Source organism: Mesorhizobium cantuariense (genome assembly GCF_042647205.1).
Classification (GTDB): domain Bacteria; phylum Pseudomonadota; class Alphaproteobacteria; order Rhizobiales; family Rhizobiaceae; genus Mesorhizobium; species Mesorhizobium cantuariense.
Genome location: NZ_JBHRVD010000001.1, coordinates 7,342,568 through 7,364,798 on the forward strand (window position 1 = coordinate 7,342,568; position 22,231 = coordinate 7,364,798).

23 protein-coding genes are annotated in these 22,231 nt (G+C 63.6%); 11 read left to right on the plus strand and 12 right to left on the minus strand.

Translation table 11 applies throughout. From position 1 onward, the window contains the following. Positions 1–279 precede the first annotated feature (279 nt). Together ACFOJ9_RS35925 and ACFOJ9_RS35930 are read left to right on the plus strand one after the other, a co-directional pair. Complete coding sequence (locus tag ACFOJ9_RS35925; RefSeq protein WP_378986466.1) at positions 280–783, plus strand: heme-degrading domain-containing protein; 504 nt, start codon at positions 280–282, stop codon at positions 781–783. Next, positions 780–2,045, plus strand: coding sequence for a glycerate kinase type-2 family protein (locus tag ACFOJ9_RS35930; RefSeq protein WP_378986468.1), 1,266 nt, complete (start codon positions 780–782; stop codon positions 2,043–2,045). The genes ACFOJ9_RS35925 and ACFOJ9_RS35930 overlap by 4 nt, the downstream gene beginning before the upstream one ends. 18 nt (positions 2,046–2,063) lie before the next feature. On the opposite strand, the gene ACFOJ9_RS35935 is transcribed toward ACFOJ9_RS35930, so the two are convergent. Both ACFOJ9_RS35935 and ACFOJ9_RS35940 read right to left on the minus strand, forming a co-directional pair. Then, a complete protein-coding gene (locus ACFOJ9_RS35935) occupies positions 2,064–3,449 on the minus strand; it encodes a glutamine synthetase family protein (RefSeq protein ID WP_378986470.1) in 1,386 nt (461 codons plus the stop codon). Positions 3,450–3,481: 32 nt separating this feature from the next. Continuing rightward, positions 3,482–4,861: an aspartate aminotransferase family protein gene (locus ACFOJ9_RS35940; protein WP_378986472.1), complete on the minus strand. Its 1,380-nt coding sequence runs from the start codon at positions 4,859–4,861 to the stop codon at positions 3,482–3,484. A 157-nt stretch (positions 4,862–5,018) separates the two neighbouring features. Here ACFOJ9_RS35940 and ACFOJ9_RS35945 point away from each other — a divergent pair, with 157 nt between their 5' ends. Continuing rightward, positions 5,019–5,468 (plus strand): hypothetical protein, encoded by a 450-nt coding sequence (locus ACFOJ9_RS35945; RefSeq protein WP_378986474.1) that lies wholly within the window; start codon positions 5,019–5,021, stop codon positions 5,466–5,468. Between the two features lie 6 nt (positions 5,469–5,474). On the opposite strand, the gene ACFOJ9_RS35950 is transcribed toward ACFOJ9_RS35945, so the two are convergent. The 4 genes from ACFOJ9_RS35950 to ACFOJ9_RS35965 form a co-directional block, all read right to left on the minus strand. Continuing rightward, positions 5,475–6,449, minus strand: a complete 975-nt coding sequence (locus ACFOJ9_RS35950) for a WD40 repeat domain-containing protein (protein ID WP_378986476.1) — start codon at positions 6,447–6,449, stop codon at positions 5,475–5,477. Positions 6,450–6,554: 105 nt separating this feature from the next. Next, a complete protein-coding gene (locus ACFOJ9_RS35955; RefSeq protein ID WP_378986478.1) occupies positions 6,555–7,082 on the minus strand; it encodes a GNAT family N-acetyltransferase in 528 nt (175 codons plus the stop codon). Beyond that, complete coding sequence (locus ACFOJ9_RS35960) at positions 7,079–7,357, minus strand: type II toxin-antitoxin system TacA family antitoxin (protein ID WP_378986480.1); 279 nt, start codon at positions 7,355–7,357, stop codon at positions 7,079–7,081. Before ACFOJ9_RS35960 ends, ACFOJ9_RS35955 begins: the two co-directional genes overlap by 4 nt. 90 nt (positions 7,358–7,447) lie before the next feature. Then, the gene (locus tag ACFOJ9_RS35965) at positions 7,448–8,500 is read right to left on the minus strand and encodes a CobW family GTP-binding protein (protein WP_378986482.1); all 1,053 of its coding nucleotides are present in this window, start codon (positions 8,498–8,500) and stop codon (positions 7,448–7,450) included. Between the two features lie 199 nt (positions 8,501–8,699). Between ACFOJ9_RS35965 and ACFOJ9_RS35970 the strand changes: the two genes are divergently transcribed. After that, positions 8,700–9,446 (plus strand): intradiol ring-cleavage dioxygenase, encoded by a 747-nt coding sequence (locus ACFOJ9_RS35970; protein ID WP_378986484.1) that lies wholly within the window; start codon positions 8,700–8,702, stop codon positions 9,444–9,446. A 214-nt stretch (positions 9,447–9,660) separates the two neighbouring features. Further along, entirely contained in the window at positions 9,661–10,131 is a 471-nt protein-coding gene (locus ACFOJ9_RS35975) for a MarR family winged helix-turn-helix transcriptional regulator (RefSeq protein WP_183445899.1), read from the plus strand. A 25-nt stretch (positions 10,132–10,156) separates the two neighbouring features. On the opposite strand, the gene ACFOJ9_RS35980 is transcribed toward ACFOJ9_RS35975, so the two are convergent. Beyond that, the gene (locus tag ACFOJ9_RS35980; RefSeq protein ID WP_378986486.1) at positions 10,157–11,029 is read right to left on the minus strand and encodes an AraC family transcriptional regulator; all 873 of its coding nucleotides are present in this window, start codon (positions 11,027–11,029) and stop codon (positions 10,157–10,159) included. Positions 11,030–11,079: 50 nt separating this feature from the next. Between ACFOJ9_RS35980 and ACFOJ9_RS35985 the strand changes: the two genes are divergently transcribed. The 5 genes from ACFOJ9_RS35985 to ACFOJ9_RS36005 all read left to right on the plus strand — a co-directional run bounded on the left by ACFOJ9_RS35985 (position 11,080) and on the right by ACFOJ9_RS36005 (position 15,365). Then, complete coding sequence (locus ACFOJ9_RS35985; RefSeq protein WP_378986487.1) at positions 11,080–11,487, plus strand: DUF2000 family protein; 408 nt, start codon at positions 11,080–11,082, stop codon at positions 11,485–11,487. Between the two features lie 342 nt (positions 11,488–11,829). Continuing rightward, entirely contained in the window at positions 11,830–12,714 is an 885-nt protein-coding gene (locus tag ACFOJ9_RS35990; RefSeq protein ID WP_378986489.1) for a DMT family transporter, read from the plus strand. Between the two features lie 77 nt (positions 12,715–12,791). Further along, positions 12,792–13,814 carry a LacI family DNA-binding transcriptional regulator gene (locus ACFOJ9_RS35995; protein ID WP_292180338.1) on the plus strand — a complete coding sequence of 341 codons (1,023 nt, stop codon included), beginning with the start codon at positions 12,792–12,794 and terminating at the stop codon, positions 13,812–13,814. After that, positions 13,811–14,809, plus strand: a complete 999-nt coding sequence (locus ACFOJ9_RS36000; protein WP_378986491.1) for a 2-hydroxyacid dehydrogenase — start codon at positions 13,811–13,813, stop codon at positions 14,807–14,809. The genes ACFOJ9_RS35995 and ACFOJ9_RS36000 overlap by 4 nt, the downstream gene beginning before the upstream one ends. Positions 14,810–14,960: 151 nt before the next feature. After that, positions 14,961–15,365 (plus strand): hypothetical protein, encoded by a 405-nt coding sequence (locus tag ACFOJ9_RS36005; protein WP_378986493.1) that lies wholly within the window; start codon positions 14,961–14,963, stop codon positions 15,363–15,365. Here ACFOJ9_RS36005 and ACFOJ9_RS36010 read toward each other — a convergent pair whose 3' ends face one another. After that, complete coding sequence (locus ACFOJ9_RS36010) at positions 15,366–16,139, minus strand: gamma-glutamyl-gamma-aminobutyrate hydrolase family protein (RefSeq protein WP_378986495.1); 774 nt, start codon at positions 16,137–16,139, stop codon at positions 15,366–15,368. It lies immediately after the preceding gene. 269 nt (positions 16,140–16,408) lie between these two features. Here ACFOJ9_RS36010 and ACFOJ9_RS36015 point away from each other — a divergent pair, with 269 nt between their 5' ends. After that, positions 16,409–17,518, plus strand: a complete 1,110-nt coding sequence (locus ACFOJ9_RS36015) for a TRAP transporter substrate-binding protein (protein WP_378986497.1) — start codon at positions 16,409–16,411, stop codon at positions 17,516–17,518. Positions 17,519–17,603: 85 nt separating this feature from the next. On the opposite strand, the gene ACFOJ9_RS36020 is transcribed toward ACFOJ9_RS36015, so the two are convergent. From ACFOJ9_RS36020 to ACFOJ9_RS36035, 4 genes are all read right to left on the minus strand, one after another. Beyond that, the gene (locus ACFOJ9_RS36020; RefSeq protein ID WP_378988284.1) at positions 17,604–18,632 is read right to left on the minus strand and encodes a zinc-dependent alcohol dehydrogenase family protein; all 1,029 of its coding nucleotides are present in this window, start codon (positions 18,630–18,632) and stop codon (positions 17,604–17,606) included. 18 nt (positions 18,633–18,650) lie between these two features. Beyond that, on the minus strand, positions 18,651–20,444 hold the full coding sequence (locus ACFOJ9_RS36025; RefSeq protein WP_378986499.1) for a TRAP transporter large permease: 1,794 nt from the start codon (positions 20,442–20,444) through the stop codon (positions 18,651–18,653). Beyond that, positions 20,441–21,025 (minus strand): TRAP transporter small permease subunit, encoded by a 585-nt coding sequence (locus ACFOJ9_RS36030; protein ID WP_256749208.1) that lies wholly within the window; start codon positions 21,023–21,025, stop codon positions 20,441–20,443. Before ACFOJ9_RS36030 ends, ACFOJ9_RS36025 begins: the two co-directional genes overlap by 4 nt. A gap of 188 nt (positions 21,026–21,213) precedes the next feature. After that, the gene (locus ACFOJ9_RS36035; RefSeq protein WP_378986501.1) at positions 21,214–22,119 is read right to left on the minus strand and encodes a branched-chain amino acid ABC transporter permease; all 906 of its coding nucleotides are present in this window, start codon (positions 22,117–22,119) and stop codon (positions 21,214–21,216) included. Positions 22,120–22,231 lie beyond the last annotated feature (112 nt).

Genomic DNA, 22,231 nt, shown 5'->3' on the forward strand with positions numbered 1-22,231 from the left:
CGGATTGCCAACCGAATTGCAAAGGGCAATTCGGGGCAATCCGACCTCTCCCCGAGGGGAGAGGAGGAAGCCGAGGCCCATGCTCGTCTCTTCTCCCCAGCGGGGGTGAGGCGTGGTCCGCGCAGCGGACGAAAAGCCAATTGCTTGGCTTTTCGAACAACGAACGCCCGGAGGGCGGTGTGGCCGCGAAGCGGCCGGATGAGGGGGCCGCCGCCACGGAAGCTTGACCGGGCGGAGCTTGTCGTACAAACGATTTGTGACGATTTTCGGAGAGAGAAAATGGCCGTTGCTGACGACATCGCTCTGATCAAGAGACAGGAAGAAGTCCTGGTCTTCGCCGCCTTTGACGAGGCCGTTGCTTTCAAGATCGGTTCAGCCATCCGCGACCGGGCACTCGCCGAAAACCTGCCTGTTATCGTCGAAATCAGGACCTTCGATCGGCCTCTGTTCTACGCCGCGATGCCTGGTTCGAACGCTTCCAATCCCGACTGGGCGCGGCGCAAGATCAATGTCGTCAAGCGGTTCCTCAGGAGCACCTACCGCATGGTGCTGGAACAGCAGCGTCCGGACCGCACCTTCAAAGTTGGCGAAGGGCTGGATATATCAGACTACGTGCTGGCCGGCGGTGGGTTTCCAGTGACGGTCAAGGGCGCTGGCGTCATCGGCGTCATCGCCGTTTCAGGCCTGCCGGAGCGCCAGGATCACGGCGTCGTGGTCGATGCACTGTGCGATCATTTGGGCGTCGAGAGACGCGGGCTGGCATTGCCTCTGGAAGCCGAATGACCGTGCTCGACCCTAAATCGTTCCTCACCTCCATCTTCAACGCGGCCGTCGCCGCCGCCGATCCGGAACGAACCATCAGGGATCATCTGCCGGCGAAGCCCAAGGGCCGCACCATCGTCATTGGCGCGGGCAAGGGCTCGGCGCAGATGGCGGCGGCGTTCGAGAAGGTCTGGGACGGCCCGATCGAAGGGCTGGTCGTGACCCGCTACGGTTACGGCGCAACCTGCGAGCGCATCGAGATCATCGAGGCGGCGCATCCGGTGCCGGACGCTGCCGGGCTTGAAGCCTCGCGCCGGCTGTTGGCGAAGGTGCAAGGGCTGACGGCGGACGATCTGGTCGTGGCGCTGATTTCCGGCGGAGGTTCGGCGCTGCTGCCGTCGCCTGCCGGCAGCCTGACGCTGGCCGACGAGATCGCCGTCAACGAAGCGCTGCTCGCCTCCGGCGCGCCGATCGCGGCGATGAACACCATCCGCAAGCACCTTTCCGCCATCAAGGGCGGCCGGCTGGCTGCCGCCGCCTGGCCGGCCAAGGTGGTATCACTGGTTGTCTCCGACATTCCCGGCGATAATCCGGCGCTGGTCGCTTCCGGCCCGACCGTACCGGATACCGGCAGCCGGCAGGATGCGCTGGCGTCGATCGCTGCTTACGGCATGAAACTGCCGGCCGCGGTGATGGCTCACATCAATTCGCCGGCCGCCGATGCGCCAAGCCCGGATGATGAACGCTTTTCGCGCAACGAGGTCCACCTGATCGCCTCGGCCGGCGTGTCATTGGATGCGGCGGCGGCGGAAGCGAAAAGGCAAGGCGTCGAAGCGGTTGTCCTCTCCGATGCAATCGAAGGCGAAGCGCGCGAGGTTGGCGGCGTCCATGCCGCGATCGCGCGCGAAGTGGTGACGCGCAACCGGCCTTTCCAGAAGCCGGTGCTCATCCTGTCGGGCGGCGAAACAACCGTAACGCTCCGCTCCAAGGGCAAGGGCGGCCGCAACTCGGAATTCCTGCTGGCTTTCGCCATCGGTATCAATGGCGTCGACGGTATCCACGCACTGGCCGCTGACACCGATGGCATCGACGGTTCCGAAGACAATGCCGGAGCCTTCGCCGATGGCTCGACCGTATCGCGCATGCGCGCAGCCGGCGTCGATGCCAAGGCAATGCTGGCCGGCAACAATGCCTGGACGGCCTTCAATGCGGTTGGCGATCTCTTCGTGCCTGGCCCGACAGGCACGAATGTCAACGATCTCAGGGCGATCCTCGTCCGCTGAGCTGGTCGGCGATTTGGCTCACACCTCGTGCAGATAGAGGTGGTAGTCCAGTTCGCTGACCGTGCGCGCGACGCGCAGGTACTCGGACTGCTTGATCGCCACGAAGGTCCGGTGCAGGTCTTCGCCGAGCGCGCTCTTCAAGAAGCTGGATGCTCGCGCGGCTTCGATCGCGGCGCGCCAGTCGACCGGCATCGTCGTGCGCGTGACTGCCGCCTCGTAGCCATTCCCAGTCGTTTCGGGACCGGGATCGAGACCTTCGTCGAGACCCTTGATGATGCCGGCGAGCACGGTTGCGGCGATCAGATAGGGGTTTGCATCGACGCCGGACGGGCGGTGCTCGATGCGCCGGTTTTTGGCGTCGCTAGCCGGCACGCGCAGCGCTACCGAGCGGTTGTTGACGCCCCAGGTCGGCGCCACCGGTGCATAGGATTGCGAGACGAAGCGCCGCCACGAATTGGCATGCGGCGCAAACACCAGCATCGATTCCGCCATCGTCTGGATCAGGCCGCCGAGCCCCTGGAGCAGCGGCAGCGACCAGCTCTCGCCGCCGGCTTCGGCAAAGACGTTTCGGCCGGCCTTGTCCTGCAGCGAAACGTGGAAATGCATGCCCGAGCCGGCATATTTCTCGATCGGCTTGGCCATGAAACAGGCGGTGACGCCGTGGCGGCGCGCCTGCGCCCGCACCAGCCGCTTCAACATGACCAGATCGTCGGCCGCCCGCATCACGTCCTTGCGGTAGTTCAGCGTCAATTCGTACTGGCCGGGCGCATATTCGGAAATCACTGTCTCGGCCGGAATGCCCTGCGCCTTGGCCGCCGCATAGATGTCGGAGAACAGCGGCTCCATGCCGTGCAGGTGATCGACGGAATAGACCTCGGTCTTGCCCGAGACGCGGCCATCGAGCACGGCGCGCGCCGGCTGCACCTTGCCGTCGGCATCGCGCTCATTGGCCAGCAGGAAGAATTCAAGCTCGAACGCGGCGGCAGGATAGAGACCCTTGGCCGCCAGGATCTCCACCTGCCGCGCCAGCGCCAGGCGCGGATCCGACGACATCGGCCGGCCGTCGAGCATGTACATCGCCATCAGCAACTGGCCACGCGGCGGGCTCGTGCCATAGAGCGGCACCAGCGTGCCGGGGATCGGCCATGCCCTGAGGTCGCCGTCGCCGGTGGTCCAGATCAGCCCTGTTTCGTGCACATCCTCGCCGGTGATATCGAGGCCAAGGATCGAGATCGGCATATGGCGGCCGCCCTCGAAGATGCTCTTCAGCTCATGCCGGCGCACGATCTTGCCACGGCCGACGCCATTGGCATCGGTCAGCACGATATCGAAGGCTTCGATCTCGGGATGGGCATCGAGAAAGGCTTGCGCCTCGGCGGGTGTCGAGCCCGAAGGTGAGGTCATTATAGCATTGGGATGGTCCATCGCCGCTTGTCTCATGCCGCAAGCTTTGCCGCAACCGCGCCGAAGGCGGTGATCAGCCGGTTGACCTGGGCACCTGATGTCGCCGGCGAGATCAGCATCATGTTGTGGAAGGGCGCGATCAGCACGCCGCGATTGACCAACGCGACATGGATGGCTGCCTCCAGTTCCGGTGCATGCGCCAGTTCCGCCTCGGCGCCATTGCGCAGCGGGCCGGGCGCGCAGATGAACTCGACACGAGCGCCGACGCGGGAAACATGCCAGGGCAAGCGATAGCGGTCGATCACGCCGGTCAATCCGGCGTCGAGCCGCCGCGCCAGATGATCCATCCGGTCATAATTTCCCTCGGTCATCACCTCTTCGAGCGTGGCGCGCATCGCCGCGAACTGCAGCGGGTTGGCCGAGAGTGTCGTGCCCATACCGGAATAGCCCGGCTCCTTGGTCCTGTTGTAATCCGCGTAGCGTGAGGCAACGTCGTCGCTCATGCCCCAGACACTGGCCGGCACGCCGCCGGCGATCGGCTTGCCCAGGACGAAGAAGTCCGGCTCCAGCCCATACTTCCTGGTGTAGCCGCCAGGGCCGGTCGAGATCGTATGCGTCTCGTCGATCAGAAGCAGTGTGCCGGCTTGGCGCGTTAGTTTGCGCAGGGCATCGTGGAAGCCTGGATCGGCCAGCACCATGCAGGAATTGGTTAGCACCGGTTCGGCGATGACGCAGGCGACATCCTTATCCCTAAGCGCGGCTTCGAGTGCTGAAACATCGTTGAACTCGATGACCTTGGCCGTACGGGTCAGGTCACGGAACTCGCCGGCCAATCCCGGCCGGTTGACGGGCTTGCCGTCGATCAGCCGCACCATCGTCTCGTCGACCGAGCCGTGGTAGCAGCCATTGAAGACCAGGATCTTCTCCCGGCCGGTGATGGCGCGGGCAACGCGCAATACAAAGCGGTTGGCGTCGGTCGCCGTCGTCGCGATCTGCCAGAACGGCAGGCCGAAGCGCTGCTGCAGCAGCGGCCCGATGGCGAGCGCATCTTCCGAAGGCAGCATGTAGGTCAGGCCGCGCCCGGCCTGGCGGCGGATGGCGCGCGCCACCGGCGGCGGCGAATGGCCGAACATCGAGCCGGTGTCACCAAGGCAGAAATCGTCGAGCCTGATACCGTCGATGTCGGTGATGGTCGCGCCTTTGGCGCTGTCGACCAGGATCGGAAACGGCGTCGGCCAGTCGTTCATCCAGTGCATCGGCACGCCGCCGAAGAAGCCGGGCAGGCCGTTGCCGGCCCTAGCTTGCGATTGCGGTCGCGCCTTGCGGAAGGCTGCTCCTTCGGTCTCGCGCAATTCGGCAATGCGGTCGCGGCCGATGCCGCCGATGGACGTCTTGGACGTGTCGCTATGCATGAAAAACCCCTCTGGTCGATCCCTCTTAGCCAATCCGTGTCCGCATCCGCAATTGGCCGCGCATCCATCCTGCGTTGGCTCAGCCTTTGGCAGCGGCGCTTGACCGTGCTGCCGAAGTCAGCGCCAATATGAGCGGGAATTGAGGTGGAGGGGCAAAATGCGAACGATCATGTGTGTGGCAATGCTTCTGTCGTCGGCTGGCGCCGCCTTCGCGTCGGGTGGCATCTGGTGCTCCACCGACGACGCGGCGGTGATATTCGAGGTCGAGGCCGGCGTCACCAGAGGCATGGGCGGGCCGACCTTCAACTTTCGCGGCAACCTCGAAATTCTGAGCCGGCCTGCCGGCGACAGCCTGCGCAAGACCGTGTTCGAGGATTCCAACCTGACGCAGTACTGGCTCGACGGCAAGGAATTGCGGCTGAACATCTATCGTGAGCACGAGGTCGCGCAAAAGTTCAATTCGGTCGAACTGACGATCCTGACCAAGACCAGCGACGAAGGCGTCTACGACGGGAGCTATACGCTCTCCATCTACGACGCCGCGGATACGGACCAGGACGGCAAACCGGTTGAAGTCAGCGGCAAAGTATCGTGCGGAGCAGAGTGAGCGGGGTCAGGCAGTGATGTCGATGACGCCGCAGTCGCCGGCGGCACTGCCGAAGGCGACGCGGCGCTCTTCCTTGTCCCACATCATCGAGGTGATCGCGCCCTTGCCTGGTCGCCGCAACAGCACTTCCTTGGCGTCGGCAAAACGCACCGCCATCACCATGCCATCATCGTAGCCGACGGCGACGACATCCTGGCTCGGGTGGCAGGCGACAGCCGTCACCATGGCGTTGCCGCGGGTGCCGAGTTCCAGCGGTGCCTTGCCCATCGGGCCGTCCTTGCCTGAGAACGGCCAGACGATCGCCGCCGGCGCGCCCGAGCTCGCCAGCCACTTGCCCTTCACGCTCCACGACAGGCTTTTGACCTTGCCGGGATAGCCGGTCATGCGCATGTGCTTGCCGTCGGCGAGCTTCCAGCCGTGCAATGCGTTTTCCTGCATGGTGGTGACGAGGAAGGCGCCATCCGGCGAGAAGGTGATGCCGGTGTGGGCGCCGGCCCATTCGAGCTCCACCGGCTTGCCCTCGGCGGCCGGGAAATGCAGCGTCGCGCCATTGTAGCGGGCGACGCCGAAGCGCATGCCCTTGGGCGAGAAGGCCAGCCCCTCGACCGAACGCGGATGGGTGAATTCCCTGGTCTTGCTATCGGCAAAGCGCACGAAGGCGGTCTTGCCTGTCGCATAGGCGATGGCACCTTGCGGTCCGGCGGCGACGCTGGTGATCCACTTCTTGGCGGCGCTTGCCAATTCCGTGGCCTCGCCGCCGGCTTTCACGGCAAACACCTTGCCGTCCTCGCCACCGGTGATCAGCCGGTCATTGGCCGCATCATGAAAGGCGGCGAGCAGCCCGTCATTGGCCTGAATTGTCTTGTGGCCATGGTCGAGCCGGTGGATGGCGCCGTCGGCCAACGCGAAATGCGGCACGTCGCCAAGGAAGACGGCGGCGATGCAGTGGCCTTCGAGATCGAGTGGGGCGATGGTTGGCATGGTTATCTTTATTCACCTGGACGAGATTGCAGGGAGAACCCGGCGGCTTACTCGACGTTTGCGGTTCCGGCAATATGAGGATTGGCGAGGCGCGGGAGACGATAGTCAAAGCAGTCCCTTGTCCCGCAGATCGGTTGCAAACGTCGCCAGGGGCATCACCAGGGTCAACTCCGATCCCTGGAGGTGCTCGGCGCCATAGCTGACATACCACCTTGCCGCCCGCTCGCTCTTGGCATCGATGATGAGCAGGATGCCGCCGCCCTCGCCAGCAAGCCGTAGGCAGCGCAACGCCGCGGCAGCAAGCAGCTGACCGCCGAGCCCTTGCCCTGCAATGGTGCGGTCGGTCGCGAGCCGGGCAAGCTTGAAACCGGAAACCTCGTGTCGGGCCAAGCCTCTCGTCATGGCTTCGGGCACGGTTTCATGGGCGACTGCAGACGGTGCGATCGTATAGAAACCGAGGATACGCTCCGAAGCCGCGTCATCGATCGCACAGAAGGTCTTGGCTGCATTCTGATCGTGGCTCTGTCGCGCGAACCGCCGCAGAAAGTCGTTCATCTGCGCGTCGCCGCAATCGAAGGAAGCCCGATCGTGACGTTTCGCAATCGGCTCTTCGTGCCAGGACGGAAGCGTCACAGAGTATCCGGCAAGGCAGCGATCGCGGCCTTGAGCTTGGCGTTGGGTTTTGGCGGGTGCTCCAACAGGTCGAGGATGCGCGAGAAATCGCGACCGGACACCTTCGTCACCTCGGCTGCTTCGATCACAGCCTGCGCTTCTGGCACGACCTTATCGAGGATAAAGTCGGCCATGTCCTTGTGCGATAGCGCTGCGGCGCGGGAGATCATCGCCTTCTGCTCAGGCGGAATGCGGATTTGGTAGCGCTCGGTCTTGTTGTCGGCTGATCTAGACATAGGTCACTCCTCGCCGCTGATATGGTGTACACATGATATGTGTACACCAGGAAATATTCAACCCACCCTAAACAGCGCTACGAGAATGACTTATGCCTGACAGGCGTCAAAACTCTTCTTCAGCCGCTCGGCGTCGAGTTCCCTGCCGATAAACACCAGCCGGCTCTCATGCTTTTCGCCGTCCTTCCAGGCGCGCTGGTGGTCGCCTTCGATGATCATGTGCACGCCCTGGATGACATAGCGTTCATCGTCGCCCTTGAGCGCGATGATGCCTTTCAGCCGCAGGATGTTGGGGCCTTCCATCTGGGTGATCTTCTCGATCCACGGGAAGAATTTCTTCGGGTCCATCTCGCCGCCGCGCAGCGACACCGACTGCACCGTCACGTCATGGATGTCTGAAGCATGAGCGTGATGGTGGTGCCCGTCATGATCATGATGGTGATAATCGTGGCCGTCATGATCGTGGTCATGATGATCGTGATCGTCATGCGCCTCGAGGAAATGCGGGTCGTTTTCCAGCGCCCTGGACAGGTCGAAGGCGCCGCGGTCGAGCACTTCGGTCAGCGCGACGCCGGCTCGCGTCGTGCGATGGATCTTCGCCGCCGGATTGATGGCGCGGATCGTCGCCTCGACCTTGGCGAGCTCTTCGGGGGTGACGAGGTCGGTCTTGTTGAGCACGACGACGTCGGCGAAGGCGATCTGGTCCTCGGCTTCCCTGGAATCCTTGAGCCGCAACGGCAGATGCTTGGCGTCGACCAGCGCCACCACCGCGTCTAGCCTGGTCTTGGAGCGCACGTCGTCGTCCATGAAGAAGGTCTGTGCCACCGGCACGGGATCGGCGAGCCCGGTGGTCTCAACGACGATGGCGTCGAAGCGGCCCGGCCTGCGCATCAGGCCCTCGACGACGCGGATCAGGTCGCCGCGCACCGTGCAGCAGATGCAGCCATTGTTCATCTCGTAGATTTCCTCGTCGGATTCCACGATCAGGTCGTTGTCGATGCCGATTTCGCCGAACTCATTGACGATGACGGCGTAGCGCTTGCCGTGGTTTTCCGACAGGATGCGGTTGAGCAGCGTCGTCTTGCCGGCGCCGAGATAGCCGGTGAGAACGGTTACGGGGATCTGCGTCTGTGCGTCGCTCATGGCTTGCCTCGAACTATCTGGGCCTCGAAAATTCGGCCTGAGAAAAGGGATCGTCGGTTCCATATAGGATGTGTGAGGGGCTTTTGCACGGGGCAAACCGATGGGCCAAACAGGCTTGCCGACATTACCGAATTTTGACTGGCGAGAGCCGCTGTGACCGCCTAGATCAGGACGCGGGAGGCAATTCGAGAGGCAAGATATGTCCGGCAAGCCATCCTCCTCCTCGTTGAGCCGGCGCCAGGCGCTCGGCCTGATCGCGGTCACCGCCGGCGGCGGTGCTTTCCTGCCGGCCGCCGCAAGGGCCGCCCAGTCTTCAGCCACACAGTCTTCGCCCTATGCCGGACTGGCCCTGTTCGAAACCGGTGCGGGCGTCTGCGCCATTACGCCTGAAGTGACCGAGGGACCGTTCTATTTCGATCCGAAACTCGAACGTGCCGATGTCACCGAGGGCAAGAAGGGCATAGCCCTTGACGTTCGGCTGCAGGTCGTCGACGCGGCCTGCAGCCCGCTTGCCGGCGCCCGCGTCGACATCTGGCATTGCGACGCGCAAGGTGCCTATTCCGGCTATCCGGGACAAGGTGACGGCCGGGACGTCGACACGTCGGGCCAGACCTTCCTGCGTGGCTGGCAGAAGACCGACGCGAGCGGCATCGTTTCGTTCGCCACCATCTATCCCGGCTGGTATCGCGGCCGCACCACCCATATCCATTTCAAGGTCTTCCCCGACGACAGGTCGGTGATGACCGGCCAGTTGTTCTTTCCCGACAGTCTGAGCGAGCAGATCTTCACCACGGTCGCCCCCTACAATGACCGGCCCGGCAAGCGCGACACCTCGAATGCCGCGGACGGCATCGCCAGGCGGGCTGGACCGCAGTCGCAGGCCGCACTGCGCGAGGTCAAGGATGCCTATCAGGCGCTGATGATCGTCGCGGTGAAGCCCGGCTGAGCGGCATTCGCTCACCACCCTGCTCGCGGCGAAAACTCCGGCCGCGAATTCGTTTGTCATCTAACTGAAATAAACATCTGGCATTAGCCACGGCGGACACCACAATGCTTGCCGGCAAAGCTGTTTGAAGCACCGGAATCTTTTTGATCGTCGATTGCCAACCGGCCGGCTGCCTCTATGCTGCCCGCACCGGTACGGCCGAAGAGGGATGACCATGGCCAAGGCGGACAAGACTGCGACAATGAGCCGGCTGCATTCGGCGGCAAGGCTGGCAAGAACCGCGCTGGCGGCACGGCTTCTGGCACACGGCTTCTATGCCGGCCAGGACCAGATCATGCTGTCGCTCGACCGTGAGGATGGCCAGACGCCTGGCAATCTTGCCGGCCGCCTCGGCGTGCGCCCGCCCACCATCACCAAGACCATCAACCGGCTGCAGGCCCAGGGTTTTCTTGAAAAACGCGCCTCGTCGGCTGATGCTCGCCAGGCGCATATCTTCCTCACCGACACTGGTCGCGACATCATTCATGCTATCGAGAAATCGGTGAAGAAGACCGAGAAACAGGCACTGAAGGGCCTCGACAAGAAGGACCAGAAGGCGCTGTTCAAGCTGCTTGCCCGCATCGAGGCCAACCTCTCGAACGAGGAGCTGGTGCTCATCGACGACGACGCCGAGTCGGACGACTGATCAGCCGATTTACGCAGGCAGGCGATCAGGCCGCCGTTGCGGCGGATCCATGGACCAGCGACGACCAGCGCCCCGGCGTCATGCCGAACGCCTTCTTGAATTGCCTGATAAAATGGCTCTGGTCGCTGAAGCCGGCTTCGACCGCTATCTGCGCCAATGGCTCGCCGGCGGCGATCATCCGCCGCGCGCGCTGAAGCCGGCGCATCACCAGGAAGCGATGCGGACTGGTCGAGAAAGCGGCGCGGAAATGCCGTGACAAGGCATAGCGGTCGAGCCCGGTTATCGCTTCCAGTTCGCCGGAACGCACCGGCCGTGTCAGGTTTTCCGTGAGATAATCGCGCGCCAGTGCGGCCGCCCGCCACGCCGTTCTGGCCATCGGCTTCGCCGGTTGGCCGCCATGCCGTGTCAGGCTTTGCATCAGTTGCGTCAGGAAGTCGTCGACGAACAACTCGTCGAGTTCCTGCTCCAGCGGCCCCAGCGCCGAAAGCAGCGTTGCACGGAAGGCCGCGTCCGTCACCACGCCATCCCTGACAAAAGGCAGCGACGCGCCGCCAAGGCAGTCGAGCATCAGCGACGGCTCCAGGTAGAGCATCCGGTAGCGCAGGCCGTCCTCGGTGCCGGCGCCGCCGTCATGCAGTTCGTCGGGGTGCAGCACGATGATCTGGCCGGGCAGGCTGTGGCGCGTTGCGCCGAGATAGCGAAACGTCTGCACCCCGTGCAGCGTCACCCCGATCGCATAGGTGTCGTGGCGATGCAGGTCGAAGGCGCTGCCATGGAAGCGCGCCTCGATCCGCTCCATGCCGGCGGGGTCGGAGGCGGAGATAATGCAGTTTTCCGCCGCATCAACGCACAAACGTCCAAGACCCTGGAAGGCCTGGCTGTCTAGATCGTGCGGCATCGTCTCCTTCAGCCTCGCTTTGGGGCGCAACTTCGAATGGTCTATCTCTCATGTTCGATACGAAATTTGCAATCGTGCTCCGGGAAGATCTGCCCGTCTGGCAGAAACTCAACGTCACCGCTTTTCTGACCAGCGGCATCGTCGCGCAGTTTCCTGAAACCATCGGCGAACCCTATCGCGACCGCGCCGGTAATCTCTACAACCCGCTGTCGGTCCAGCCGGTCATCGTGCTGTCCGCCGACCAGGCAACGCTGGGCACGATCCACAGGCGCACCCTGGAGCGCGGCGTGACGACCTCGGTCTATATCGAGGAGATGTTCGCGACCGGCTTTGATGCGGCCAACCGCGCCGTCTTCGCCGAATCGGCGCCTGATGACGCCAAGGTGGTCGGTGTCGCGCTTCGTGCCGAGAAGAAGGTCGTCGACAAGATCACCAAGGGTGCCCGCATGCACGCCTAGTTTCCGGGAGCATGGACTAAGTGTGTTGAGATTCAGGTCAGGCCGAGCCGAGAATGGCAGTTTTCGAGAACCGGAGCGGAGCGTACTTAAGTATGTGAGCACCGGAAGCGCAGAAAACTGCCATTCGCAGGCCGGCATCACCTGAATATCAATACACCTTAAGCCTGTCGACGGCTGTTGTTGTGCCAGCGGGCTTTGGCGTGGCGGCGGCCGACAATTGGCTTGCCGCGAGCCGGCAATTCCCGCAAAGGTGGGCTCCAGCCCAGCTTCCCACCCGGCCTGCAAGTGAGTGCTCCCCAAAGACATCCAGAAAGCGCGACGCCCCCGGTGGCGATCCTGTGCATGCTTTCCACCTATGTCTGCTTCACCTTCCTCGACACCAGCAGCAAATATCTCGTCCTTGCCGGAGTTTCCGTGCTGATCGTCGCCTGGGTGCGCTTTGCCGTGCATGTGGTGCTGGTCGGCACGCTGCTGCGCGGCTGGCGCCAACCGGTGCGGTTTCGCCCGGTCAATCTGCCGGCGCATGTGCTGCGCGGCCTGTTCCTGTTCGGGTCGACCATCTTCAACGTCCTGGCGCTTCGGTCTCTGCAACTGGCCGAGACCACCTCGATCTATTTCTTCGGGCCGATGGTGATCACGGCACTGGCCGGTCCGCTGCTTGGCGAGTGGGCGGGCTGGCGGCGCTGGCTGGCGATCCTGGCGGCCTTTGCCGGTGTCCTCATCATCACCCGGCCGGGCGTCGGTGTTTTCGGCATCGGACATCTGTTTGCGCTCGGCTCGATGCTGTCGAACTGCTTCTACGTCATCATGACGCGCCGCATGTCGGCGACCGAGACGTCGGAGAGCCTGACCCTGTTTTCGGCGCTGGCGCCGGCTCTGCTGTTGTTGCCCTTGCTGCCATTTTCGTTTTCGCTGCCGCATGACGGCTGGCACTGGTTCGTGCTGCTGATGCTCGGCGTGTTCGGCGGCGTCGGTCACTGGTTGCTGGTCCAGGCCTACCGGCTGGCGACAACCACGGCATTGGCGCCCTATCCCTATTCGCAGATGGTGTGGATGATCATTTCCGGCTGGATCGTCTTCAAGCAGTTTCCCGACCGCTGGACGCTGGTCGGCGCCGCCATCATCGTCGCCAGCGGCCTCTACATCGTCCATCGCGAGCATCGGCTTCGGCTGCAGAGCCGCGCGGCCTCGGATGTCGAGGCGGAAGCGCTGGCAAAAAAACTTTGATTTGCCCCCGATCGGTGGCATAACGCCGCCTTTAAACAGTTTAGGTCTGGAAATTCAGGTCTGGGGAGCACAGGTCGCTGGCACAGAAAATCAAGCTTTCGACGATCGCGGATGCGCTCGGCGTGTCCACGGCCACGGTCTCGCTGGCGCTGCGCGACAGCCCTCTGGTTGCCGGCACCACCCGCGACCGCATCAAGGAACATGCCCGCGCCATCGGCTATATCTACAACCGCCGCGCCGCCAGCCTGCGCACCTCGCGGTCGGGTATCGTCGGTGTCGTCGTCCACGACATCATGAACCCGTTCTTCGCCGAGATCCTGCGCTCGATCGAAAGCGAGCTCGACCGCAGCCGGCAGACCTTCATCTTGTCCAACCATTATGATCAGCTCGAAAAGCAGCGCACGTTCATCGACACGCTTTTGCAGCTCGGCGCCGACGGCGTCATCATGTCGCCGGCCATCGGCACACCGGCTTCCGACATCGTGATGGCCGAGGAGAACGGCCTACCGGCGGTGCTGATCGCGCGCACCGTCGAGGGCGCCGACGTGCCGGTCTTTCGCGGCGACGACTCTTATGGAACAGGGCTCGCCACCAATCATCTGATTTCGCTCGGCCACAAACGCATCGCCATGATCGGCGGCACGGACCAGACCTCGACCGGCCGCGACCGCTACCAGGGCTATGTCAACGCCATGGACGCGGCCGGGCTGGAAGTCAGGCCGTCCTGGCGCATCGCCGGCCCGCGCACCAAGCAGGCCGGCTTCGAGGCCGCCGGGCAGTTCCTGGCGCTGAAGGACAGACCGACCGCTGCCTGCTGCTGGAACGACCTCGTCGCCATCGGCCTGATGAACGGCATCGCTCGTGCCGGCCTGGTGCCGGGTGTCGACATCTCCGTCACTGGCTATGACGATCTCGAAGAAGCGGCGATCGCGACGCCTGCGCTGACCACGGTCTGGAACGGCCAGCGCGAGGTCGGCCGCCGCGCCGCCAGCGCGCTGCTGGACAAGCTCAACGGGCAGACGGTGCGGCCTTCGCAGGAATTGATCAAGCCGGAACTGCATGTGCGTCAGTCGACCGGCAAGCCGGTGGAGCGTGCATGACCAAGGCCGAACAGCTGCAGACCGTCGCCATTCTGGTGCCGGGCGATTTCAACGACCACGCGGTCGACCGCATCAACCACACGTTCAGGCGTGTCACGATCGAACGTGCCGATCCGGCGCTGGTCACCGACGAGATGCGCAGCAACGTGCGTGGCATCGCTTCGTTCGCCGGCATCAACGCGGCGATGATGGATGCGCTGCCCAATCTCGAACTCATCGCTTCCTTTGGCGTCGGCTATGATTCGGTCGATGTCGGCCATGCGGCCGCGAAGAACATCATGGTCACCAACACACCCGACGTTTTGACCGAGGAAGTCGCCGACACGGCGATCGGACTGCTGATCAACACTGTCCGCGACCTGCCGCGTGCTGAAACCTGGTTGCGCGACGGCAGCTGGCTGCGCAAGGGCAACTATCCGCTGAGCCGGCTGACCTTGCGCGGGCGAAAGGTCGGTATCTTTGGCATGGGTCGCATTGGGCAGGCCATCGCCCGGCGTCTCGAAGCCTTTGGCCTGCCGGTCGCGTACCACAATCGGCGCCGTGTCGAAGGTCTTTCCTACCAGTACCACCCGACGCTGCAAGGCCTTGCCGAAGCCGTCGATACGCTGATTTCGGTGGCGCCGGGCGGTGCCTCGACGGAGAAGGCGGTCAACGCCGAAATCCTGTCGGCGCTCGGCGCCAACGGCGTCTTCGTCAACATCGGCCGTGGCAGCACTGTCGACGAGGCAGCGCTTGCGACAGCCCTTGCCAACGGCACCATCGCCGCTGCCGGCCTCGACGTCTTTGCCGACGAACCGAACGTGCCCAAGGCGCTGCTCGACGCGCCGAACACCTCGCTGTTGCCACATGTCGGCTCGGCCTCGGACCATACGCGCCGCGCCATGGCGGATCTGTGCGTCGACAATCTGGTGTCCTGGTTCACCGAGCGCCGGCCGCTGACACCGGTGCCCGAGACGGCGAATGTGAGGGCTAAAGCAATTCCAGGAAAAGTGTGAAGCGGTTTTCCCGGGAAAAGCGCATAGCGCTTTCCCTTGGGAATTGCGTCAACAGACAAATGAGGCTGATCGGTGGCCGCCACATTTATTAACGTCAGCTTAACCCTTTGGAATCATTCTTCAACCTGTCCGTGTACGTGGATGAAGAATGATGAAAGCACTTTCCGCATTGATCGCTGCCGCAGCGCTGTTTGGTGGCATTCAGCTGTTTCATGGCGGCAGCGGGGAAAGCGTGGCCAACGAGGCCGCCCCGTCCAACAGCTACAGGCTGGTCGCCAATGGCGATGAGGCGGTCTGTGCGGTCAGCCGCGGGGCCGAAATTTCGGACGGTTTGTCCCTGCTCACCGTTGCTCCCAAATGCCGCCGGCTCTTGCCGGGCATAGAGCAGGCGAAGTTCTGGCGCGAGCAAAACGACGGCACGGTTGCCTTCAGCGCCAACGGTGTCGATCCGATCGTCACATTCGCGGCTGCCGACGGCAATGGCTACGAATCCTATGCCCCGGCGCTGCCGCTGCTGTCGCTGGCTGCTATCGGTGATTCGAAATCCGGCGACTGATTATTCCGCTGCGGCCCGCGCTCCAGCCTTCGCCGCGGCGTGCAGGCGAACCGCATCGCCGAAGGCACGGAATATTTTCACCGAGTTGCTGTCCGACTTGACCCAATATTCCGGATGCCATTGCACGCCGACGGCGAAGGCGCGGGCGTCGCGCACCGAAACCGCCTCGACCGTGCCGTCGCCGGCGACTGCCTCGATCTGCAGCTTCGGGCCGAGCCGGTCGATCGCCTGGCGGTGCAACGAATTGACCTTGATGTCGCCGGCACCGAACACGCCGGCCAGACAGCTGTCCGGCTTGATCGAAATGGTCTGGTGGATGGCGAAGCGTTCGTCCTGTTTGTCGCTCACCGGCGCGCGGTGGTCGAGCGAACCCTCGCGCTCCTGAATCTCGGTGCCCAGCGTACCGCCCAGCGCCACGTTCATCTCCTGGATGCCGCGGCAGATGGCGAGCAGCGGCACGCCGCGCTCGATCGCCCGGCGGATCAGCGGCAGCGTCGTGGCGTCGCGCGCCGGATCATAAGGGCCATTGGCTTCACTGGCATCGCCGCCATAGAGCGAGGGATGCACATTGGATTTCGAGCCGGTGACCATGACGCCGTCGACCGACGACAGAAGTTCATCGAAATCGAGCCGGTCGCCGAACGACGGCACAAGCAGCGGAAACACGCCGGCGCCGGTGATCGCCGCTTCCAGATATTGCTGCGGGGCGGCATGCCAGGTGTAGTTGTCGAACTGACGGACGTCGGTCGATATGGCGACGAGCGGCTGATGCATTTTGGCTCTGTGTTCCATCTGGGCAAGGGATGTCCTGCCTCTAAAATAGGCGATCCCTGGGTATTTTTCCATGCCAAGTTTCAGCGTGTCGCATGGGCCACGAAACGGCCTGTTAGACTATAGTTGCAGGGCAGCTGGGCTTCGCCGTCAAATCGGGCCGGCGTGCTGGACTCGACTTCTTGCCTGTGTATTGTTTTACCCCAGACTGAGCCGGGATATCGAGGATGTTCCCGAATCTCGGTCTGTTTGATCCAAAAGGGAGGAACTGCATGGATCGTCGTTCATTCATTCGCAAGGCCGGTGTTACTGGCGTCGGTGCCGCAGCGGCGGCGGCCACGCTGGCGGCGCCTGCAATAGCCCAGTCCAATCCCAAGGTGACGTGGCGGCTGGCGTCGTCCTTCCCGAAGTCGCTTGATACGATCTATGGCGGCGCCGAGGTGTTCTCTAAGATGCTGTCGGAAGCCACCGACGGCAACTTCCAGATCCAGGTCTTCGCCGCAGGTGAACTCGTGCCAGGCCTGCAGGCGGCCGACGCCACCACGGCCGGCACGGTCGAGGCCTGCCACACGGTGGCATATTATTACTGGGGCAAGGACCCGACATGGGCGCTCGGTGCGGCGGTTCCCTTTTCGCTCAACGCGCGCGGCATGAATGCCTGGCACTACCATGGCGGCGGCATCGACCTGTTCAACGAGTTTCTCGCCACGCAGGGCCTTTTCGGCCTGCCTGGCGGCAACACCGGTGTGCAGATGGGCGGCTGGTTCCGCAAGGAAATCAACACGGTGGCCGATCTTTCCGGCCTCAAGATGCGCATCGGCGGCTTTGCCGGCAAGGTGGTGCAGAAGCTCGGTGTCGTGCCGCAGCAGATCGCCGGCGGCGATATCTATCCGGCGCTGGAAAAAGGCACCATCGACGCCGCCGAATGGGTAGGCCCCTATGACGACGAGAAGCTCGGCTTCTATAAGGTCGCGCCCTATTACTACTATCCCGGCTGGTGGGAAGGCGGCCCGACCGTTCACCTGATGTTCAACAAGGCGAAATACGATGAGCTTTCGCCGGCTTACAAGTCGCTGCTGCGCACCGCGGCACAGGCGGCCGACGCCAACATGCTGCAGAAATACGATTTTTTGAACCCCGCAGCGGTGAAGCGGCTGGTGGCCGGCGGTGCGAAGCTGCGCCCGTTCAGCCAGGAGATCATGGCCGCCTGCTTCGAAAAGGCCAACGAGGTCTATGCCGAGATGGAAGGCTCTAACGCCCCGTTCAAGAAGATCTGGGAATCGATCAAGGGCTTCCGCAAGGAGCACTATCTCTGGGCGCAGGTGGCCGAATACAATTACGACACCTTCATGATGGTCCAGCAGCGCAACGGCAAGCTGTAGTCGTCCGGACGTCTGCTCAAAAGCTCTCTGGGCGGAACCCGCTCAGGGAGCTTTTCTGTATATCCCGGGAGGCGAAGCTGGGGATTCAGCTTCGACCTGGCACCACCAGCACCTTGACCTCGCCCGGCGCCGGTGGATTGGCGATCACCGCTGCAGCCTCTTCGAGCGGCACCTGCCTGGAGATCAGCCTGTCGATTTCGATCGCACCGGAAGCGATGAGTTCGGCGGCGCGGCGATGGGTGTAGGGATTGAGAAAGGAGCCGAGCACCTTCAGTTCCCGAAACAGCAGGTCGAAGGGCTCGAATTCGGCTTTCATGCCTTGCGGTGTCACGCCGACGATGATGACCGTGCCACCGGCGCGGGCCAGTCGCATCGACTGCTCGACGGTCTCTCGCACGCCCGCGCATTCGAACACCACGTCGGCTCCGCCTGGCACCAGACCCGCTGGCCCGGCGATGGCATCGATGACATCGGCGGCGGTCGGATCGACCGTCACTGTCGCGCCGAAATCCCTAGCGAGCGCGCGCCGCGAGGCTTGCCTGGTCGACAGGATGATGGTCGTGGCCCCAGCCAGTCTTGCCAGTTGCACAGTGAGCAGGCCGATCACGCCGCCGCCAAGCACGACCACCGAGCTGCCTGGTCTGATCTCGGCAAGGTCCACGCCATGCAAACAACAGCCGAGCGGCTCGCAGAACGCACCGTGCATCGGATCGAGGTCCGCAGGCAGGACAAAAGCCTGCTTCTGCGGCAAGGCAAGATATTCGGCAAAGCCGCCGTCGCGATGAATGCCGATGGCGCGCAAATTGCTGCAGAGGTTGACCCGCCCCGCATGACAATGCGCGCAACGCCCGCAGGCGATGTTGGGGTCGCCGGTCACGCGATCGCCGACGGCAAAGCCCGATACGGATTGTCCGATCGCCTCCACGATGCCGGAGAACTCATGGCCGGGCGTCACCGGCGGCGTGCACGGAAATTCACCGTGAAACAGATGCCGGTCCGTGCCGCAGACGCCGCAGGCTTCGACGCGCACCAGAAGCTCATCCGGCCCGATGTCAGGCTTGTCGGCTTCGCGCAGCACGACGCTGCCCAGCGCTTCCAGCCGCACCGCTTTCATGATGTTGCCCATGCCGGTTCAGTTGAAGCTTGGCGGTTGCGACAGATCGGGCTGTGGTGCCGCCGGTTGGGCCGGTGCCGGATCGCCGAAGCTCGGCGGTTGCGACAGGTCGGGGGCGGCGGGAGCGGCCGGCGCCGTGCCGCCACCGGCAGGCGCTGCGCCATCCGCCGGCGGCGTGCCGAGCGGCGACAGGCCGGGCAGTTCCGGCACCTTGTAGTCGATCGTGCCCGGGTCGACGGTCGTTCCCTTGTAGTGCATCACCATTTGCGGGAAGGCGATGGTCAGCCCGATCATGATCACCTGGATACAGACGAAGGGCACGGCGCCCCAATAGATCTGTCCGGTGGTCACCGGCGCGATCTGCTTGCCGGTGAGGCGGTCGAGATAGGGCACGCGCGCGGCGACCGAACGCAGGTAGAACAGCGCGAAGCCGAAGGGCGGGTGCATGAAGCTGGTCTGCATGTTGACGCCCAGAAGCACGCCGAACCAGATCAGGTCGATGCCGAGCTTGTCGGCGGCCGGCGCCAGCAGCGGCACGATGATGAACGCCAGTTCGAAGAAGTCGAGGAAGAAGGCAAGGAAGAAGACGAGCATGTTGACGCCGATCAGGAAGCCGACCTCGCCGCCCGGCAGCGAGGTCAGCAGGTGTTCGACCCAGATGTGGCCGTTGACGCCGTAGAAGGTCAGCGAGAACACCCGCGCGCCGATCAGGATGAACAGCACGAAGGACGACAGCCGCGTCGTCGAGGTCAGTGCCTGTTTGACCACGTCCAGCGACAGCCGACCCTTTGCCGCCGCCATGATCAAGGCGCCGACAGAGCCCATGGCGCCGCCCTCGGTCGGGGTGGCGATGCCAAGGAAGATGGTGCCCAGCACCAGGAAGATCAGCGCCAGCGGCGGGATCAGCACAATGACCACCTGCTGCGCGAGCCTGGACATCATGTTGAAGTTCAGGCCTTTGTCGGCAATGGCCACGATGTAGATGAAGAGCACCCCGGCAGTGGCGCCGAGAATGTCGGCATTGTCGCCATGCGCCGGCGCGAGATAGCGATACGCCGCGTAGGAAACCGCGACCGTGGCCGCCAACGCCACCAGCAGCGACAGCACGCCATGGCCGAGCTTGCGGGCCTCGAGCGGCAGCGCCGGCATCGAGTGCGGCCGGATGATCGACATGATCAGGATGTAGGACATGTAGAGGCCGGTGAGCACGAGGCCCGGGATCAGCGCGCCCGCATACATGTCGCCGACCGAACGGCCGAGCTGGTCGGCGAGCACGATCAGCACCAGCGATGGCGGGATGATCTGGGCGAGCGTACCCGACGCGGCGATGACGCCTGCCGCCACGCGCCGGTCATAGCCGTAACGGAGCATGATCGGCAGCGAGATCAGGCCCATGGCGATGACGGATGCCGCCACCACGCCGGTGGTCGCCGCGAGCAGTGCGCCGACGAAGATCACCGCATAGGCAAGGCCGCCGCGGATCGGCCCGAACAGCTGGCCGATCGTGTCGAGCAGGTCTTCGGCCATGCCCGATCGTTCAAGCACGATGCCCATGAAGGTGAAGAACGGAATGGCCAGCAGCGTGTCGTTCGACATCACCCGGCTGCCGTAGAAATTGTCCGGCAGTGCATGCAGAAGCGGCCAGGCGAGGTTGATCGATCCTCCGGAATAGGGCGAGAGGAGCACGCCGATGAAGAAGAACATCAAGCCGTTTGCGGCCAGCGAAAAGGCGACGGGATAGCCGATCAGCATGAATAGGATCAGCGAGGCGAACATGATCGGCGCCATGTTCTGCGCGATGAACTCCATCACGAGCGCACCTCATCGGCCAGCGCCTTGGCTTCGAGTTCGGCCTGCTCATGCGCGGAGATGAACGGATTGGGATCGTCCATGTCGCCGCGCATGATGGCGATCTTCTTGATGATCTCGGAGATGCCTTGAAGTGCGAGCAGGAAAAAGCCGACGAGCAGGATGGCCTTGGCCGGCCAGATGATCAGCCCGCCGGAATTGTTGGACATCTCGCCGCTGCGAAACGACAGCGACACATAGGGAACGAAATAGATCACCATCAGCGTCACGAACGGCATCAGGAAGAGGATATGGCCAAGCAGGTCGATCCAGTGCTGCACGCGGCGTGAAAACAGACCGTAGACGACGTCGATGCGGATATGTTCGTTCTGCTTCAGCGTATAGGCGGCGGCCAGCATGAAGGCGGCGCCGAACAGATACCACTGCAGCTCGAGCCAGGCGTTCGATGATATGTCGAACACCTTGCGGATGATGGCGTTGGCGGCGCTCACCAGGATCGCCAGCAGGATCAGCCACGACACCCATTTGCCGATGAATTCGTTGGCGCGATCAATGGTCCTGGATAGAGCGAGAAGCCCTGCCATGCATTCCTCCCTGGTACCGGAGGCGTGCCGGCTTCCCCCTTTTTGTCCGTCACGCCGCGTGGTCCAACGGTATGCCGCGCGTGGACTGACGGGTCAACAAGGATGGAGGCGACAAAATATCATCGTGGGGCAGGGTGGTGCCGGATACCGGCTTCTGCCGCCGCGTCATGCAACCAAAGTCTGATGGTTCAGGCGATCTTGCCGGTGTCGCGGCCGGCGCCGATCAGCACCAATGTCGCGACCAGGAACAGATACATCCAGGCATCGCGCCATTCCATCGGGAAATAGCCGGCCCACAGCGATTCGGCCATGCCGAAGGCCGCCGCCCCCAGCGCCGCCCGCGGTGGCGAGAGATAGCCGCCGACCGCCGTCACGAACAGGATCTTCAACCCGTAGACGAGGCCCGAACCGAAGCTGACATTGCCGTAATAGAGGCCGGCCATGACACCGGCCAGCGCGGCGCAGAAGCCGCCGAACAGCACCGCGTGCCGGAACACCGCGCGCACGTCGACGCCGCACATCGCCGCCGCTTTGGGGTCGTCGGAGACGGCGCGCCAGCGCCGGCCGAAGCTCGAGCGGGCAAACGCCCAGCTGGCCAGCGCGATTGCGGCCAGCGCCACCGCGCAATCGATGAGCTGGATGAGTGTCAGCGTCGCCTTGAAGGTCGCGCCCTGCGCGAAAACGATGGGCTGCGCCAGCATCGGCGGCAGCCACAGATCATGCGTGTCGGCGGCGATGCGGCTTGCCTCCGACAGCAGCAGCAGGATGCCGAGCGTCGTCACCACGATTGCGTTGGGTGTACGGTCGGCCAACGGTTCGAAGACGCTGCGCGACAGAACGTGGCTGATCAGCGCGGCATAGAGGAAAGCCGCGACGATGCCGAGCGCCACCGCCGCAAGCAGTGTCAGCCACAGCACCTGATAGCCGAAGGCAGCCGTGAGGATCATCGTCTGGCCGCAAAAGGCGAACAGCGCGCCATAGGCGAGGTTGGTGCGGTGCAGGATGCCGTTGGTCAGCACATAGCCGAAGGCAAGCAGCGCGTAGAGCGCGCCCGAATGCAGCCCGTTGAGGACCTGCTGGAAGAAATAGAGCATGCAAGACCCTCGGAGCATGTCGATCAAAACAGCGCGGCGGCTTTGGGACAACGACATGCGCAAGACAAAGGCTGCGGAGACCGCACCCATGTGAAGGTTTGCATCGCTGAAT